This is a genomic window from Sediminicola luteus, from assembly GCF_002514735.1.
In the GTDB taxonomy this organism is placed as follows: domain Bacteria; phylum Bacteroidota; class Bacteroidia; order Flavobacteriales; family Flavobacteriaceae; genus HQA918.
In genome coordinates this window covers 388,012-404,556 of sequence record NZ_KZ300477.1, presented here as the reverse complement: position 1 = coordinate 404,556, position 16,545 = coordinate 388,012, and the positions used below count along the sequence as shown (strand labels likewise).

Here is a 16,545-nt window from a genome sequence, read left to right as displayed (position 1 = left end):
GTTATTCTATGAGGTGAAAAAATCACGAATGTTGATAGAAAAGTAATTAGCAAACAAAAATAGAGTTTCTACAGTAGGATTGCTTTCACCTCTTTCAATTCTACCAACTTGATTTGCAGACATGTTAACTTCTAGTCCCATTTTGAATTGAGAGACTTTCTTTTTTTTCCTATGAAATCTAACTAAAATACCTATTTCCTTTTTTAGCTTTGCCAATTCATTTTCTTGCATTCAATAAAAATTGGGAATGCTGGCAAATAATTTCAACACATATATGTGTTGAAATTAAATTATTTGTATATTAGCAATTGAAATAGCTTTTTTTGCGATTCTTCTAATGAAATTGAAGCAATTCGCTTTGAACCTCGGACAGAAAACTGGTAATTTTTAATCACACGAGAGGATAAGCAATTAGCTCACGACCCGGGCGTGGGCTCGCTTATTGTGTGATGGGTATACCAGTACCTCTGTTCGATAAGTTGGGTCTCACGCCTTTTATAGCATCACCTAACCACCCTCCAAAGCCTTTCCTTCTTATTCTGGAACGAATCCCCATGTAGCCATAACCCAAGTTCATGGCCCAACCCATTATTGTCCAATTATTAATACCAATAAACCTCTATGAAGAAAAACTAAGATCAGACCCCAAACCCGTGGAAAGCACATTCTCTCCACCCTCTTCGCGCTAAATTCTAATGGAATCCCCGCGTGAGTGATCGAAGGTAGCTACCCCGTAGCCCGGAGAGCACGGTGCCTAGGCACACGCCCTGACACTCATATCCCATGGCAAGGGTCCGATCAAAAAAATTAGCCTCCCGTTCCAAGTTTCAGCCAGTCCGGAAGGCCAGTGATCAAAACGAATGTTTCATCAACTACTCAAAACTATGAAAAATAATCATGTTACGGCATGCATTACAGGACTCTTATTGCTCCTATCCTGGGCCAACTCCTTGGCCCATATCCATGCCGCTCCCAAAACAGTCCCAATCCCCATTACCCTCCAATCCCTTACCGTAACGGGAAAAGTTACGGACGATATGGGCCGCCCCATTTACGGTGCGCACATCTTGATACAGGGGACGCAACGTGGTGCGTTTTCAGGCCCCACAGGTAGTTATACCTTGGAGGTAACCCCATCCGATATCTTGGAGTGTTCCTATCTGGGCCATGTCACCCAAACCATCACCGTAGCCGGGAGGACCACCATCGATTTCACCTTGGAAACAGAGACCACCCTTTTGGAAGGGGTGGAGCTTAATGCCGGGTATTACTCGGTATCCCAAAAGGAACGTACCGGGAACATTGTCAAGGTAAACGCCAAAGAAATCGACAAACAGCCCGTGTCCAATCCCTTGGCCACTATCCAAGGGCGTATGTCCGGGGTGGACATCTCCCAGAACTCCGGTATCCCCGGTGGAGGCTATATCATCCGTATCCGTGGCCAGAACAGTATCAATGCCGGGAACGACCCACTGTACATTGTGGACGGGGTACCATTTGGTAGTTCCTCCCTTGGCTCGGCGATAGTTTCCGGTTCGATCATCCCCTTGGGGAATCCCAACCCTTTGAGCGTACTGGCCCCTGAGGAGATCCAGAGCATCGAGGTATTGAAGGATGCCGATGCCACGGCCATCTATGGTTCCCGCGGGGCCAATGGGGTGGTACTTATCACCACCAAAAAAGGCCAGGTCGGCAAGACACGGCTCAGCGTGGACCTGACCAGCGGACTTGGCCATATCGCGAAGTTCCCCAAACTTATGGACACCCCTACCTATCTGGAGATGCGTAGGGAGGCCTTTACCAATGACGGGTTTTCGGACTATCCGTTCTACGCCTATGACATCAATGGAACTTGGGACCCCGATAAGTATACCGATTGGCAGGAAGAGCTTCTAGGGGAAACGGCCTACCGCCATTCGGCGAGGTTGTCCTTCTCAGGGGGCAATGCCACGACCCGGTTCCGGATGGGGGCCGGCCACCAACAGGAGACCACGGTCTTCGTAGGGGATTCCAAATACAAAAAGACCGATCTACAGGCCAGTGTGAACCATCGCTCCGAAGATGGTAAACTGGGTCTGGATCTCAGTATGGGCTATGGTTATGAGGATAACAAGTTACCGGGTTTCGACCTAAGTGGCCAGGCACGTAACCTGCCCCCGAACGCCCCGACCCTCTACGACGCAGAGGGTGCCCTCAACTGGGAGAACGGTACCTGGACCAATCCCTTGTCCTTATTGGAATCCGATTACCTATCGGACCGGTACAGCCTTTTGGCCAATCTGGTCCTGTCCTATAGGCCCACACCCGCATTGGAGTTCAAGACGAACATCGGATACAACGATATGCGTTTGGAGGAATCCCGGACCAGTCCCCATACCATGTTCAATCCGGCCTTCGGGTTGGACAGCCGCTCCTCTTCTATCTTCTTCAACAATGGGGGCGTTCGTTCTTGGATCGTCGAGCCACAGATCGGTTGGGAAATGACCTATGGAAATCTTGCACTAAAAGTCTTGGCCGGGGCCACCTTCCAAGGAGAGGTCACTACCCGACTTACCCAGTTAGGGGTGGGTTATTCCAGTAATGCCCTATTGTATGACCTATCGGCCGCCTCCTATCATTCGGTCCTGAGCGATACCCGCACCGAGTATAGGTACCAGGCCCTGTTCGGAAGGATCAACCTTTCCTTTGGGGATATATATCATTTGAACATTACCGGGAGACGGGACGGATCGAGCAGGTTCGGCCCCGGGAGGAGGTTCGCCGATTTTTGGGCACTTGGAGGGGCCTGGATCTTTACCCGGAACAGATCCATCGGCGAGGCCCTCCCTTTTTTGAGCTTTGGGAAACTCCGCGGCAGTTATGGTACCACGGGTAACGATCAGATCGGGGACTATCAATATCTCGATACCTATTCGGTCAGCGGGAACAACTACAATGGGATTACGGGTCTTAGACCGAGCAGGCTCTTCAATCCCGACTTTGGATGGGAGGAGAACCGAAAGTCCGAACTGGCCTTGGAACTAGGATTTCTACGGGACCGGATCTACCTCACGGGTTCCTGGTACGATAACAGATCCACCAACCAATTGACAGGAATACCCCTGCCCGCAACCACGGGCTTCACCTCCATCCAATCCAACCTGGCCGCCAAAGTGGCCAATACCGGATGGGAATTCGAGCTCAAGACCGTCAATCTGGACAAGGAGAATATACGATGGACCACAAGGGCCAACCTGAGTATCCCCAATAACGAACTGTTGGAATTCCCCGGTCTGGAGACCTCGACCCTGGCCGATACCTATGTAATCGGCCAGCCCCTGTCCATTAAGAAACTCTATCATTCCCAAGGCGTGGACCCCCAAACCGGTTACCATAACTTCTTGGACTATGATGATAATGGGATCATCGATGTAAACGACCGTCAGTGGATCGCCGACACGACCCCGGCCTTCCATGGGGGGTTGGGCAATACACTGACCTTAGGCCCTTGGGAAATGGATCTGTTCTTCCAGTTTAGGAAACAGGATGGGTTCGGTATGCAATATGGGGGTATCCAACCCGGGAGTATGGTCAACCAACCCATAGAGGTTGGGGATAGGTGGCAAGAGATCGGTTCCAATGCCCCCCAACAACGCTATTCGGCCGGTTTCGACCCCAATGCCAGCATCGCCTTCGACCGTTATCGCAATAGTAGCGGGACCTTTACCGATACCTCCTTTTTCCGTTTACGGACGGTATCGGTCTCCTATGACATCCCTAGTGGATCCACCATGGATTGCCAGGTATACCTACAAGGCCATAACCTATGGACATGGACTGCTTTGGATAACGGTACCCCTGAAGGGATTTCCGGCTTTATTCCCCAACCTAGGATGTTGACCTTGGGCCTCAGACTCGGCTTGTAACAGTGCTAACCTAAATTCATAAAAATGAAAAATATATCGAATGACAAAGGCCCAAGAAAATCCGGAGTGCACCACGGTATTTGGGCCAAGTTGACCCTATTATTAATCGCTTTTGCCCCACTGATCTCCTGTGAGGATTTCGTGGAAGTAGACCTGCCCAAATCCCAATTGACCGGGGCGGCCGTCTTCGAGGACCGGGCCACGGCCACGGCGGCACTTATGGATATCTATGCACAACTCAGGGACGATGGTCTGCTCACGGGTGGATCCTCTGGTATGGGGAACCTGATGGGCCTATATGCCGATGAACTGGACTTTTACGGGGACCCCACCCAACCCCAGGCCCTTTTCCATAACCATGGGATCTTGCCCAGCGATGCGACAGTGGCCTCCTATTGGGCCACCTCCTATAACCTGATCTATGCGACAAATGCATTCTTGGAAGGGGTAAGGAATTCGGAGGGGATATCGGAACAGGACGGACAGACCTTTGAAGGCGAAGGACTTTTCATCCGGGCATTGCTCCACTACCAGCTAAGTACCCTTTTCGGGGAGATCCCCTATATCCGAACGAGTGATCATAGGGCCAATGCCAAGGTAACCCGTATGGCCTTGTCCGAACTGTCCACTGCCCTAATGGAAGACCTGGAAATGGCCAAGGAACTATTAATGGAGGAACCCTCCCTCGAACGCACAAGGCCCAACCGGGATGCGGTACGCATACTCATGGCACGTATCCATCTGGAAACGGGGACATGGGAAAGGATAGTTTCAGAAATGGACGCCCTATTGGACAAGTCGGCCACCTATATTTGGGAGGGCGATCTTTCCCGGGTGTTCCAAAGGGCAGCTACAGGTACCATCTGGCAGTTCAAACCCCGTAACGAAGGGAACAATACCTTGGAGGCCGGGACCTTTATCTTCACGGTAGGCCCACCTCCGGCAAGCGCCCTGTCCCCTTACTTCTTGGAAAGCTTTACCCCGGATGATCTGCGTCAGGCCCATTGGACAGGTACGGTGGACCAGGGCAATGATAGTTGGTCCCATCCCAACAAATACAAATACAATGTGGACACCGGGATATCTTTGGAATTCTCCATACTTATGCGTTTGGCGGAGGCCTATTTGATGCGGGCGGAGGCCCTTGCCCAATTGGGAAATCTGGAAGGGGCCCTTTCCGATTTGAACCGGATCCGGCAAAGGGCCGGTCTTTCGAATCTTGACAGTTTGGACAAGGATTCCCTTTTGGAGGCCATTTGGGAACAGCGCCGCCTGGAACTGTTTACCGAGTTCGGTCTAAGATGGAACGACCTTCGCCGGACGGGCAGGGCCGCAGAAACCCTTGGCCCCATAAAACCCGGATGGAAGGATACCGATATCCGGCTCCCCATACCAGAGGCCGAACTCATCATCAATCCCGATCTGGGGGAGCAGAACCCCGGATATTGATACAATATCAAAAAAAGATGTGGACGAATCGATTTAAAGACATGTTGAAGAGGATGGTTTCCCTAGGGAAACGGTCTTGGCTTTGTGTTGTTTGGTTAGCTATGGCCGCCCCCGTTTGGGGGCAGGCCAAACGCCAAGTCCAAACCTCCGATTACCGATTGTGGAGCCGAACCTACGGTGAGGCCATCTCAAACGATGCACAATGGTACGCTTACCGTTCCCATTATCCTCAATTAGTGGATACCCTTTTCCTTAGACCCACTGGGAAAGGAACGGGTTATGCCTTCGCCCATGGTCTCAGCGGCCGGTTCAATGCCACGGGCCGTTGGTTTTTGGTCAATATCAAAGGAGGGGACAGAATATTGGTCGACCTAAAAAATCAAAGAAAGTACCCCCTGGCCCATGCCTACCAGGTCCGGTTCTCCAAGGACGGCAGGTACTTTATCCAAGCTACGGACCCTGCGAACGGGAACGGTCTTATCGTATGGGACCTGAAAAGGAGCAAACGGGATACCCTGAAAAAGGTCAAACGTTTCAAGTTGCATAAGCAGCGTAACCTATTGGCCTATGCCGCTGAACGTTTTGGTAAATGGACCCTGTCCTATATCGATCTGGACAAGGGTTTCGGAGACTTTCCCACGCTCTCGATCGTAAACTCCCCAATACGGAACATCAGTTGGGACGCCAGTGGTAGGTTCCTATTGTTCTCCATATCAGATACCCATGACCATGGGGCCAGGTTGCTTTTGTACGACCTTGCCACCGGTGATAAAAGGACCCTGGATCTGAAGGGGCGTAAAGGGTTCCAAGGTTATTGGATTACCGATGCTGCCCCAAGGATATCCCCGGATGGTAAGCGGGTCCTTTTCAGGATATGGGACCAAAGGAATAAGGAACTTTCCCAGGGCCCTCCGGATCCCAAGGCGGTACAACTTTGGGGCGGTCGTGATTCCCTTATGTTCCCCCATAGGGAGGCCAATAGGGCTGCGGATCATGGCCCCAAAAGAAGCCTTTGGTATATCGATACGGACGAGGTGGTGCGTTTGGAACAGGGCCGATCGGAAAGGGTTGTGGTGGATTCCGGTTTGGAGCATGCCCTGGTCTATTCCACAGGCTATTACGATCTTGAGGGACGGGCAAAGGGTTCGGAGACCACGGAGATCCATGCCATGGACCTGCGCAGCGGTAAGCGGAAATCGATCACCCAGGGCCAACCCAACTCCATGGGACATTCCCATATCTCCCCAAACGGAAAGTACATAGGGTATTTCAAGAATGGGGATTGGTACCTCTACGATACCCAGACCCAAAAGACCCACTGGGTGACCCAGGACCTAAAAGGCAAGGCCGGTAGGGCCTATAGGGGGATCGAAAATTTCCGCGCCCCCATCGGAACGGAAGGATGGACCCGGCGGGACAAGGACTTTCTGTTCTTGGCCGGTCCTGACCTGTGGCGTTATTCCCCGGGACAGGCCGAACTCAGGCGATTGACCCAAGGCAAGGAACTAAAAGTGGGTTATGATATCCATCGCGGCCCCTTTGAACTGACCTCCAAACATGACGACCCCTACTATACGACCTTCCGATATGACTTGGATAAAGGGATCCTATTGGAGACCTTGGACCAAAAAATGGGATCGGGCTATACCTTGTTGGATAGCAGCGGGCCCCATACGATAACACAGGGGGATTTCAAGGTACAGGGAATCGTTAGGGCGGCCAAGGGGAAATACCTGATCAAAAAAGAACGCTTCGAGGTGCCGACCTATCTTGGTCTACATGACCAAAAAGGCAGGGAGACCGTTCTTTTCCGGTCGAACCCGCACCAGAAGGACTTCCAATGGGGTCGCTCGGAGCTTATGGAATACAGGGATGCCAAAGGCAGGCCTTTGAAAGGGGCCCTGTACTACCCGGCGGATTATAAAAAGGGCGATGTATACCCCATGGTGGTCCATGTATATGAGGTAAGGTCCACAGGCCTGCATGCCTACCATATCCCCACGCCCTACGAGCATCCCAATTTCAATATCGCGAACTTCACCACCCAGGGGTATTTCGTCTTTGAACCGGATATCTATCTGGAGGATGAAGGTCCCGGTCGGGCCGCATTGTCCCATATCCGGGCCGGGGTGGCCCATGTGTTGCAAAAAGGGGATGTCGATCATGAAAGGTTGGGGCTTACCGGATATTCCTTTGGGGGCTATGAGACCCTTTCGGTGATCGGCCGGACCGATATGTTCAAGGCGGCCTATGCCGGGGCGGGTATTGCCGATCTTATGGGTTTTTATCTGGGTATGCATGCCTATTCCCATGAAGGCGGACTGTTTCAATTGGAATCCCAACAGTTCCAAATGCAAAAACCGTTCTATAGCGATCAAGAACTGTTTTTGAACAATTCCCCCATCCATTGGGCGGACCATATCAATACCCCTTTGCTCTTGTCCACCGGCCAAAGGGACCGTATGGTGGATTGGGAACAGAGCTTTCGCATGTACCTGGCCTTAAGAAGGCTGGGCAAGGAGGTGCTGTTGTTGGTGTATCCCGAAGAGGATCATATCAATATGGATCCCACGAACCAAAGGGACCTTAATAAAAGGGTACTGGATTGGTTCGATAAGTACCTAAAATAACAAAGGGCCGCTAGATGCGGCCCTTTACCTTGGTACCTACCCACTTATTGAGGCATGTACAAAGGTTGGGTACAAACGGTAGGGCTGATCTTATCAAAGACCTGGTTCCCGTTGTTGTCCGTACACAATTGTCCCGGGATGGTAGAACATGTCCTGGACAAGGTACAGGGTTGTGGGGTATTGATATACCCCTGCTTTGCGTTCGGGTTGTGCGCTTGCTCCACATTGGTCGCGAAGGAAAGCCCAACGGCCATCATAAGGGCCAGGGCGGGTAACGCTGTTTTTAAAACGATCTTTTTCATGATGTTTAGATATTAAATTTACGGCCTACTCTGTTACAGGTTTTCGGCCTTCCCCTGCTACTGCAGTATTTTTATGTTTTTGCTCTTAAGGAACGTTAGGATCCGCTTCCCTATCGAAGGTCTTGTGGTCCAAACGGTAGCCTACGATATGGTCGCCTATCAGTCCGTAGAAAAGGTTACCGTTGATCTTAAAGGAGCGGAGCTTGTCCCCATCGATATCATAGATGTAGAAACTGAAAAGGTAGCCCCCGTCCCCAATATCATAGACATCGATGACCGAGGCGGTATCCCAAAGCTGTTCGGTTTCGTATTTTCCGATGAGTTGCCCCAGTACGAAAAGTTTTCCATCGGAAGCCCCCATGAACTTATTCACCAACAAGGGCCGTTGGGCCAGTTTCCGTTGTCCTTTGGACCGGTCTTCCACGAAATCCAAACGGACCGATTTTACGGTGTCGATCGTTTTACCCCTGAAAATGGGGTTTAGATCCGGGTCGAACACCAAATACCCATTGCGGTAGTAATAACCATAAGTAAGGTATTCGCGTGAAGGGTCGATCTGTAGGATTCCGTCGGAACCGAAGAAGCCATCGATACGTGTCTCCAACAGACCTTCGGACAATTGGATCTTTCCGGTGTTCAGGTCTAGTGCCCCCAAGACGTTCTTACCGTCGGCCCCACGCTGTGCCCGGATTATCAAACGTCTATCGTCCACGGGCTCGGCCAGGTTAAAATAATGTTCCCGGCCGGTGGATAGGGTCTTGGCCATCCAATGGTCGGTCGTACCCATTTGGACCACGGGGACCGTTCCGTCCAATACGAAGAAATGGGGCGGGATTACCCGGACTTGGGCCGCCCTATAGGGAAAATCGTCCCTGTCCAATCCGATCCGTATTTGTTTGGATACCTTAAGGGTCGTGTCCAATACCAGCAGATGTAAAGGAGCGGTATGGTTAGCCAGGAATAGGGAGTCCTTTCCCATCCCGGCAAAATAGTAGGAGTCGAAAACCAGGTCCCTTTCATAAACCTTGGTGGCAGGTTGGTGGGGGAAGCGTCGTATAAAACCATTGCCTAGTCGTATTTCGTTTTCGGATACCAGAAAAAGGATTACCACCCCAAGGGTTCCCAAAATGGATAATGTGCCCAAGCCCAACAGCTTCGATCCCCGGTATGGCCCTGCTATTCGGGCCTTACCCTTTAAGGGCCCCGACCCCTGAATGTGGGATAGGGCCCCTAGGGCGGCCACACCGATGAACACGATATTGAAGATCAAATGTTGATACCAACCCATTTCTTCCAAAATCCCACCACAGGAACACGGAACGAAATCCGCGAACCCGAGTATAAGTATGATATAGACCGTAAAGGAAACCATAAGCAGAAAGGCGAGATAAAATCCATATTTTCGAAACCTCTCCACGGCCAGGAGTATGACACAGATCGACTCTATCAAGGGGACCCCTAAGGAAATAGGTCCGGCGAATGTCGACAATAGAGGGGATTGACCCAATTCCAAGAGGAACCCATCGTAATCCGTACTTTTCTCCAGTGCCGCATAGGCGAATAGGAATATCAATAGAAAGGCGGCTACCTTTTGTATTTTACCACTATGTTTTTCAAGAAACCTTTCCATAATCTTACATATGGGACAAAGGTCGCAAGCTGTCATTGACCGCCTTGGATTAATTCATGACCATAAGGGATTTTGATCCGGATCAGTCGGGAACCCCCTGTATCGGGCCGTTTTTTTGTCCCCCTTTCCTTAAGTCCCGGGGAGGGTAACCGTATTTTTTCTTGAAGGATCTGGAAAAGTGTGCCATACTCTTGAAGCCGGTGATCTGGGCGATCCTTTTAATGGGAAGGTCACTATGTTGGATCAGGACACTGGCCTTTTTCAGGCGCTCCTTGAGCAGGAAACGGAATACCGTATCCCCATACAATTGTTTGAAGCCATTTTTGAGCTTGAACTCATTGGTGCCGAAATTATGTGCAAGCTCGATAAGGGAGGGCAAGGGCCGTTCAAGATTGTTCAATATATGGTCATGGATCTTCCATAATAGGGCCGCATCCTGGGAGTTGATGGGGTACATCTTCTTCTTTGGGGCCGTATTGGCCTTTCTGTATCTGGAAACCTGTACCGAGAGTTCCTTTTCCCTTAGTTTGTCCCTCCTGAAGATCTTGAAGCAGACCACTATGGTTTTTTGGGTAAACCCGTTCCTATCTATGGTATGGGAGATCAGACAGTCCACTTTCTGTAAGAGGCCTTGGCCCTTTCCAAAGGAGAGGACCAAGGGGCGGCCCCTCCCTTGATCTCTATAAACGCCTTCGTATAAGCTTTTCCATTTTTTTCGGGAATCCGGACCGATCAGGCCCTCCATGGGTAGCCCGGTAAGTTCCTCTTGGGACAGTCCCGTGAATTCCATAGCGTTCGGTGTAAAGGATTCGATACGGCCCATGGGGTCCAGCAGGAATACGGTCTGACCCAAAAAACCATAGGCGTCCGGAGGGTGCACATGGGCTTGGTGTATGAAGGAATTGCGTAATTCCTCCAAAGTCATATTTATCAAGGTTGCGAGTGCCTCTAACTGATCGTTCCTTTCGGTCCTTTGTATGCGTAGGGAGAGGTTTCCGGAAGCGATTTCCAACAGGATCTCCTGGATATTTTTTAAACGCTCGGCATCAACGTCCTCAATGTGATGTGGTCGGTCGGTCATACTTTACTTTTAGGTTTTTTCATCCATGTGGTTCCCAATGGCAATCAGGAAATCCATAGCCTCCCGTTTATCCATGAAAACACCTGTGGGGACCGGGGGCCTATTGGTCTTTATGTAAAAAGCCGAGATCACATGGGACAATGGGGGTCCTACCAGGAAAGCGACGGCATTGATGAGCATGGAGCCTTCACCGGCCAAATAGTTACGAGCATTGATATCGATACCTTTGACGCCGCTGATATCGCAGAAAATGGCAAAGGGACGGCCTTGTTGTAGACGGAACCTGTCCCTTGCCACTGCTACGGCGGTGGAATGGTCTATGGTCAGACCTTTCCGGTAACGGCAACAGAGGATACCCTGCTCCATCCAATACTGGGCATAGTCGTTTTCCAACAAGGGTCTCATAACTGATTGGAGGGTATTAACCCTTAAATGTATAAAATTTAAGGGTTTAGCCATAAAAGACCATGGAAGTTGATCTGGATTGTTACCCCACACGGAGTAAATTTTGACCCAAAGGGATTTAAAAAGGGTTGGTATAGGCCCGGATTGTGTGGGTCCCCGAGAAATGGTTAGCTTGAAAAGGACGATACCAACACACACCTATGGCCAAGATCAAGCACAATAACTTTCTAGAGACGGTCGATTCCGTTTTTTCGGCCGCTAAAAGGCAAGGGGTACTCCATCTCTATGCAGAGGGAGGATATCTCGATGGTCGCCATATCCATATCAATGGAAAGAAAATGTACCATTTCGGGACTACGGGCTATTTGGGATTGGAGCAGGACAAAAGGCTCAAAAAGGCGGCCGTGGAGGCCATCCTCAAGTATGGGACCCAATTCCCATTGTCCAAGACCTATGTATCCAATCCGTTGTATCGGAACCTGGAAGTGAACATGTCCAAAATCTATGGATGTCCCACCATTATCACCAAGAACAGTACCCTAGGGCATATGGGGGTAATACCCAGTGCCGTGGGTGACGGGGATGCCATCATATTGGACCATCAGGTCCACTGGAGCGTGCAGTCTGCCGCCAAACAGTTAAAATTGCGATCGGTTCCCATAGAGATGATCCGTCACAACCGATTGGATATGCTGGAGGACAAGATCAAACGTTTCGCCTCCCGACCGGGAAGGATATGGTATATGATCGATGGGGTATATTCCATGTACGGGGATGTGGCCCCCATGGACGATTTAATGGCACTCTGCCATCGGTACCCGAAACTTTATCTGTATGTGGACGATGTACACGGTATGAGCTGGTCCGGTAAACATGGGGCGGGCTATGTCATGGGCCGATTGGGGGAGTTGCCCCATAACATTCTCTTGTTCGGTACCCTGAGCAAGACCTTTGGGGCCAGTGGGGCCGTATTGGCCTGTCAAGACAAGAAAATGTTCGACAAGATCAAGAACTTTGGGGGTCCTTTGACCTTTTCCGCCCAATTGGAACCTGCCAGCATAGCGGCGGCATTGGCCTCTTCGGAGATCCATTTGTCTCCGGAGATCTATACCCTTCAGGACGAGCTAAGGGAAAAGATAAGGTTCTTCAATTCCGAGCTTGAAAAGACCGAACTGCCCTTGATCGATAGGAATGGGTCCCCGGTCTTCTATATAGGCACCGGTCTGCCGGTGACCGGCTATGATTTCGTGAACCGCATGATGCAGGCCGGTTTCTTTGTGAACCTCGGGATATTCCCGGCCGTCCCGGTCAAGAATACCGGGGTCCGGATAACCATCTCCAGGCATAACCGGAAACGGGAGATAAAGGATTTGGTAAGGACCATGGCGGAACTCTATCCCCTTTCCTTAAAGTCCACTGGTACCGATCTGTCCCGGGTACACGCCGCCTTTGGCTGGGTCGCTCAAGCAAAAGGTGTGGATCGGGCCATACCCAAAGAACTTGAGTTGGTCCTTGCGCGGAGTATCCATAAGGTAGATCGGGAACTTTGGAACTCGAAAATGGCGGGCAGGAACGTTTATGATTGGGATGGTATGGCCTTTTTGGAAGGGGTGTATTCCGACGGAAAGGTCAAGGAACACCATTGGGAATTCTTTTATTTCCTGATCCAAGATAGCAAAGGTAAGAACGTATTGACCGCTTTTTGTACCATGGCCCTTTGGAAGGACGATATGTTGGCACCGGAATCGGTTTCCGGGCAGATTGAAAGGATACGAAAGGAAAGACCCTATCATAGGACCTCTTGGGTCCTGGCCATGGGCTCACCGTTCACCGAAGGCCCCCATTTACACTTGGACAGGGAACATCCCTTATGGGAAAAGGCGCTCCGGGCCTATTTGGATAAACTTGGGGAGCTGCATGAGAAGATCCAGACCGATATGGTCATATTAAGGGATTTCGATGGCGATATTCCCTACCGCGACATCCTCCTAGGTCATGGATACTTGGAGATGGACATGCCCGATTCCTGTAGTTTTTTGGATCTGGGGGCGGTCGATATGGACCATTATGTGGAAGGGCTTTCGGCCCGATCAAGACGCCATTTCAGAAAGGAGGTGGGACCTTTTGTGGACAGGTTCCACCAAGTGGTTATCAAGTCCCCGTCCCCATCGGAGCTACTGGTATTCGAAAAACTTTATCAAAATGTCAATGGGCATAACCTTGCCCTGAACCTCTTCCCGTTGCCCTCGGTGTGTTTCTCCACTATGGGGAAGTGCGAAAACTGGGAGTTCCTGGTACTAGATCTTAAAGCGGAATATACCGAAACCGGACAAAGGGAACGGGTTGGGGTCATGTTCTGTTATCGCAATGGCGAGCACACTTATGTCCCTGCCTATATCGGTATGGACTATCGTTACGCCCACCATCAATTATATAGACAGTTACTGTACCGGACCATAACCCGGGCGAAGGCCTTGGGTTTTGATCGGATCGATTTTGGGATGACCGCCTCTTTTGAAAAAAGGAAATTAGGGGCCACGGTATTTCCCAAAAAGGCCTATATCCAGGTCCGGGACAACTTCACGCTGGAATCCCTCGGGGTCCTGCGGAACGGTTGAGATAACCCCTAAGGGGGAATCGCCAATGAAAAAGAAATGTTTAGGGAAGAACTCAAGTCGTTCGAACGGAGAATCCGGGAAATCCCCGATACAGGCAAGTTGTATCCACGTGAGCTCAATAAAGGGATACAGTTGTGCAATGACACCTTACATTCATTTAGGAGAATCATTGAACGGGATGGTTTTCAGGACAAGGAGTCGGAAATCGATTTTTTCAAAAAGATCAAGGTAGTACCTATGGGGTACCTGGTCTATTTCGATCGGGTGAGGGCCTGTGAGTCCCGGTTGCCCAAGATCGGGACCGAGCATCAACTGCGTTACCTCCGAAAAAAAATGAACAAGATCAATAGGTTCTTTACCGAACATAGGGAATTCGTCCTATATATGGAACAGGGCCTACGGTATTTGGATCATCAATACTTCATAAGACAACGACCATTGTATACGGTCGGTGTATTTGAGGGGTTCGGATATCTGGATCCCCTTTTTTTTACTTCACATGACCTTTTGTGGTCCAAGATCAATGGTATGGACCGTTTCATTGTGTACCTCCAGCATAGGATCCGGGAAGTAAGGTCGGCCCAGGACATCGAGGCACAGGGTAGGTCCAATGAAAGACCCCTGGTCTGGAGCGCTTCCAAGGTGGCCCTGACCGAATTGATCTACGCACTTTACTCCAGTTCCGTGGTCAACCATGGCAAAGAGGATATCCGCAGTATCGCCAAGGCGTTCGAAAAGCTCTTCAATATCAAGTTGGACAATATCTATAAGACCTATTCCGAGATCAAGACACGTAAGGAGACCAAGGCCCGTTTTTTGGAAGAATTGATCTACAGGTTCAACCAAAAGATCCATGATGACGACGGTATTTGAGTCCAATCGATGTTAAAATCCTTCGTAACTCCGTATTGCGTTGGGAACTATTCCAATGGTAAAAAAGGAAATTCGGTCCATGAATCGGGAGTCAAGGACGATTCCCATAAAAACTATGGACTATGCCAGCGAATATCGTAACAACGGAAGACCTGAAGGTCTTAAGGGAAGAGATCTTGGAGGGGGTCATAAAGATCCTTGAAGGGCGCAGGGAGATCAGGATGGAGCAATGGGTCAAATCCAATACCCTTATGGACATATTAAAAATCAGCCCAGGGACGTTACAGAACCTCAGGGCCAATGGGACCATACCCTACACCCGTTTGGGTAGGTTGATCTATTACAACCTGGATGAGGTCCAGCGTATCATGGCCGATGGCCATTTAAAGGGGAAAAGATCATGAGGTTGGCCACGTTCAATGTCCAGAACCTTTTTCATCGCCATTGTGAGGGGTTTATGATCGATCCCGATCGTACCCTGGACTACCATGAAGAGTTCACGAGCTTGTCAAGCAAACCAATAAAAGGGGTAAGGGACCTGGAAAGGCTAAGGGAGCTTTCCGATCTCTTGGGGTTTGACGCCAGTAAGACACCGGGTTATCTAGAACTGCGTCCCATGGGGGGTGGATTGTTCGCCAGGACGAACGACAATGGGAAGGGCATGTCGGCCGGGGCGGTAAGTGATTGGAAAGGGTGGGTACCCGTTAAAAACAAGGTCTTGGATCCTTGGGCGACCCGCCATAAGGCCAAGGTCATCCGTGAACTGGATGCGGATATCCTTTTGTTACAGGAGGTGGAGGATCGTTCGGCCCTTCGTTATTTTTCCCATAAGTACCTATCCGATACAGGTGGGCCTATCTATCCACAACTCCTGTTTTTAGAGGGAAACGATGGACGCGGTCTTGGTCTGGCGCTTTTGATGAAGAAAGGGTTCCGGTTGGATTCCCTAAGGACTTATGTGAACGAGGTGGATTCGCAGGGTCGGCCATTGTTCGGCACCGATCTACAACGCTACGGTATAAAATGCCCGGGAGGAAAGGAGTTGATCGTGTTCTCAACCAATCTCACGGGTTCTGAAATCGAGAACGGAAAGGCCATCCTACGGATCAAAGGATTGATGGGCCCGGATGTATTGGGGCTTCCGATCGTCCTTGCCGGTTCCTTGAACATTCCCCGTTATTCCGGGCTTTTGGAACCGATCAAGGCTTTGGGGTTATTGGACATCACAAGGCATAGATCTTTTTCCGTTCCCCTGGATAGGGCAAAGGATCGGGATTATGAACGATTGGGGGCTTTCGGTCCCGGTGTCAACCTACTCCAAAAGGATTTTCTTTGGGTGGGCCCGATCTTGTTCGATGCCATTTGTTCATGTGGGATGGATAGGCGCGGGATATGGCCCCATAAGAGACCCCAATGGAAGGTTTTTAGGACATTGAAAAGAATCGGGCAGCAGGCCAGTGAACACCCGCTCCTATGGTTTGACATAAAATGAGGGAAACATTTGTAACCGCGTGTGGTAATCGGTACAAAGGATGTTGCCGTGCACAAAAGTACTTCGAAGTCCCTTTGCTTCTCAAGTTTTGGTTCACCGAACTACGTGGTCTAAATCATATCGTCTAATGGTAATGGATCTATAATAAACGGTACGTTTT

12 protein-coding genes are annotated in these 16,545 nt (G+C 50.3%); 7 read left to right on the top strand and 5 right to left on the bottom strand.

Going from position 1 to position 16,545, the window contains the following annotated elements; translation table 11 throughout:
- Positions 1-6: 6 nt before the first annotated feature.
- Positions 7-231, bottom strand: a complete 225-nt coding sequence (locus tag B7P33_RS06380; RefSeq protein WP_097441134.1) for a helix-turn-helix domain-containing protein — start codon at positions 229-231, stop codon at positions 7-9.
- Between the two features lie 653 nt (positions 232-884).
- Here B7P33_RS06380 and B7P33_RS06375 point away from each other — a divergent pair.
- The 3 genes from B7P33_RS06375 to B7P33_RS06365 are packed head-to-tail and all read left to right on the top strand — an operon-like array spanning position 885 to position 7,984.
- Positions 885-3,905 (top strand): SusC/RagA family TonB-linked outer membrane protein, encoded by a 3,021-nt coding sequence (locus tag B7P33_RS06375; RefSeq protein WP_172435871.1) that lies wholly within the window; start codon positions 885-887, stop codon positions 3,903-3,905.
- Positions 3,906-3,929: 24 nt separating this feature from the next.
- Positions 3,930-5,354: a RagB/SusD family nutrient uptake outer membrane protein gene (locus tag B7P33_RS06370; protein ID WP_097441132.1), complete on the top strand. Its 1,425-nt coding sequence runs from the start codon at positions 3,930-3,932 to the stop codon at positions 5,352-5,354.
- Positions 5,355-5,395: 41 nt separating this feature from the next.
- Positions 5,396-7,984, top strand: coding sequence for a S9 family peptidase (locus B7P33_RS06365; protein ID WP_172435870.1), 2,589 nt, complete (start codon positions 5,396-5,398; stop codon positions 7,982-7,984).
- A gap of 44 nt (positions 7,985-8,028) precedes the next feature.
- Here B7P33_RS06365 and B7P33_RS06360 read toward each other — a convergent pair whose 3' ends face one another.
- The 4 genes from B7P33_RS06360 to B7P33_RS06345 form a co-directional block, all read right to left on the bottom strand.
- The gene (locus B7P33_RS06360; RefSeq protein WP_097441130.1) at positions 8,029-8,286 is read right to left on the bottom strand and encodes a DUF6520 family protein; all 258 of its coding nucleotides are present in this window, start codon (positions 8,284-8,286) and stop codon (positions 8,029-8,031) included.
- 85 nt (positions 8,287-8,371) lie between these two features.
- Positions 8,372-9,916 (bottom strand): MauE/DoxX family redox-associated membrane protein, encoded by a 1,545-nt coding sequence (locus B7P33_RS06355; RefSeq protein WP_097441129.1) that lies wholly within the window; start codon positions 9,914-9,916, stop codon positions 8,372-8,374.
- 82 nt (positions 9,917-9,998) lie between these two features.
- Positions 9,999-10,997: a helix-turn-helix domain-containing protein gene (locus B7P33_RS06350; protein ID WP_097441128.1), complete on the bottom strand. Its 999-nt coding sequence runs from the start codon at positions 10,995-10,997 to the stop codon at positions 9,999-10,001.
- A gap of 9 nt (positions 10,998-11,006) precedes the next feature.
- Positions 11,007-11,402, bottom strand: coding sequence for a DUF7793 family protein (locus tag B7P33_RS06345; RefSeq protein ID WP_141402404.1), 396 nt, complete (start codon positions 11,400-11,402; stop codon positions 11,007-11,009).
- 200 nt (positions 11,403-11,602) lie between these two features.
- On the opposite strand from B7P33_RS06345, the gene B7P33_RS06340 reads away from it, so the two are divergent.
- The 4 genes from B7P33_RS06340 to B7P33_RS06325 all read left to right on the top strand — a co-directional run bounded on the left by B7P33_RS06340 (position 11,603) and on the right by B7P33_RS06325 (position 16,385).
- Complete coding sequence (locus B7P33_RS06340; RefSeq protein WP_097441126.1) at positions 11,603-14,020, top strand: bifunctional aminotransferase class I/II-fold pyridoxal phosphate-dependent enzyme/GNAT family N-acetyltransferase; 2,418 nt, start codon at positions 11,603-11,605, stop codon at positions 14,018-14,020.
- A 36-nt stretch (positions 14,021-14,056) separates the two neighbouring features.
- Positions 14,057-14,893, top strand: a complete 837-nt coding sequence (locus B7P33_RS06335; protein ID WP_097441125.1) for an RteC domain-containing protein — start codon at positions 14,057-14,059, stop codon at positions 14,891-14,893.
- Between the two features lie 122 nt (positions 14,894-15,015).
- A complete protein-coding gene (locus B7P33_RS06330; RefSeq protein WP_097441124.1) occupies positions 15,016-15,297 on the top strand; it encodes a helix-turn-helix domain-containing protein in 282 nt (93 codons plus the stop codon).
- The gene (locus tag B7P33_RS06325) at positions 15,294-16,385 is read left to right on the top strand and encodes an endonuclease/exonuclease/phosphatase family protein (RefSeq protein WP_141402403.1); all 1,092 of its coding nucleotides are present in this window, start codon (positions 15,294-15,296) and stop codon (positions 16,383-16,385) included. Before B7P33_RS06330 ends, B7P33_RS06325 begins: the two co-directional genes overlap by 4 nt.
- Positions 16,386-16,545: the final 160 nt, after the last annotated feature.

What these genes read in the sequence shown, in the direction of transcription:
- B7P33_RS06380 (WP_097441134.1), bottom strand. Translation starts at nt 231, where the DNA reads ATGCAAGAAAATGAATTGGCAAAGCTAAAAAAGGAAATAGGTATTTTA.
- B7P33_RS06375 (WP_172435871.1), top strand. Translation starts at nt 885, where the DNA reads ATGAAAAATAATCATGTTACGGCATGCATTACAGGACTCTTATTGCTC.
- B7P33_RS06370 (WP_097441132.1), top strand. Translation starts at nt 3,930, where the DNA reads ATGAAAAATATATCGAATGACAAAGGCCCAAGAAAATCCGGAGTGCAC.
- B7P33_RS06365 (WP_172435870.1), top strand. Translation starts at nt 5,396, where the DNA reads ATGTTGAAGAGGATGGTTTCCCTAGGGAAACGGTCTTGGCTTTGTGTT.
- B7P33_RS06360 (WP_097441130.1), bottom strand. Translation starts at nt 8,286, where the DNA reads ATGAAAAAGATCGTTTTAAAAACAGCGTTACCCGCCCTGGCCCTTATG.
- B7P33_RS06355 (WP_097441129.1), bottom strand. Translation starts at nt 9,916, where the DNA reads ATGGAAAGGTTTCTTGAAAAACATAGTGGTAAAATACAAAAGGTAGCC.
- B7P33_RS06350 (WP_097441128.1), bottom strand. Translation starts at nt 10,997, where the DNA reads ATGACCGACCGACCACATCACATTGAGGACGTTGATGCCGAGCGTTTA.
- B7P33_RS06345 (WP_141402404.1), bottom strand. Translation starts at nt 11,402, where the DNA reads ATGAGACCCTTGTTGGAAAACGACTATGCCCAGTATTGGATGGAGCAG.
- B7P33_RS06340 (WP_097441126.1), top strand. Translation starts at nt 11,603, where the DNA reads ATGGCCAAGATCAAGCACAATAACTTTCTAGAGACGGTCGATTCCGTT.
- B7P33_RS06335 (WP_097441125.1), top strand. Translation starts at nt 14,057, where the DNA reads ATGTTTAGGGAAGAACTCAAGTCGTTCGAACGGAGAATCCGGGAAATC.
- B7P33_RS06330 (WP_097441124.1), top strand. Translation starts at nt 15,016, where the DNA reads ATGCCAGCGAATATCGTAACAACGGAAGACCTGAAGGTCTTAAGGGAA.
- B7P33_RS06325 (WP_141402403.1), top strand. Translation starts at nt 15,294, where the DNA reads ATGAGGTTGGCCACGTTCAATGTCCAGAACCTTTTTCATCGCCATTGT.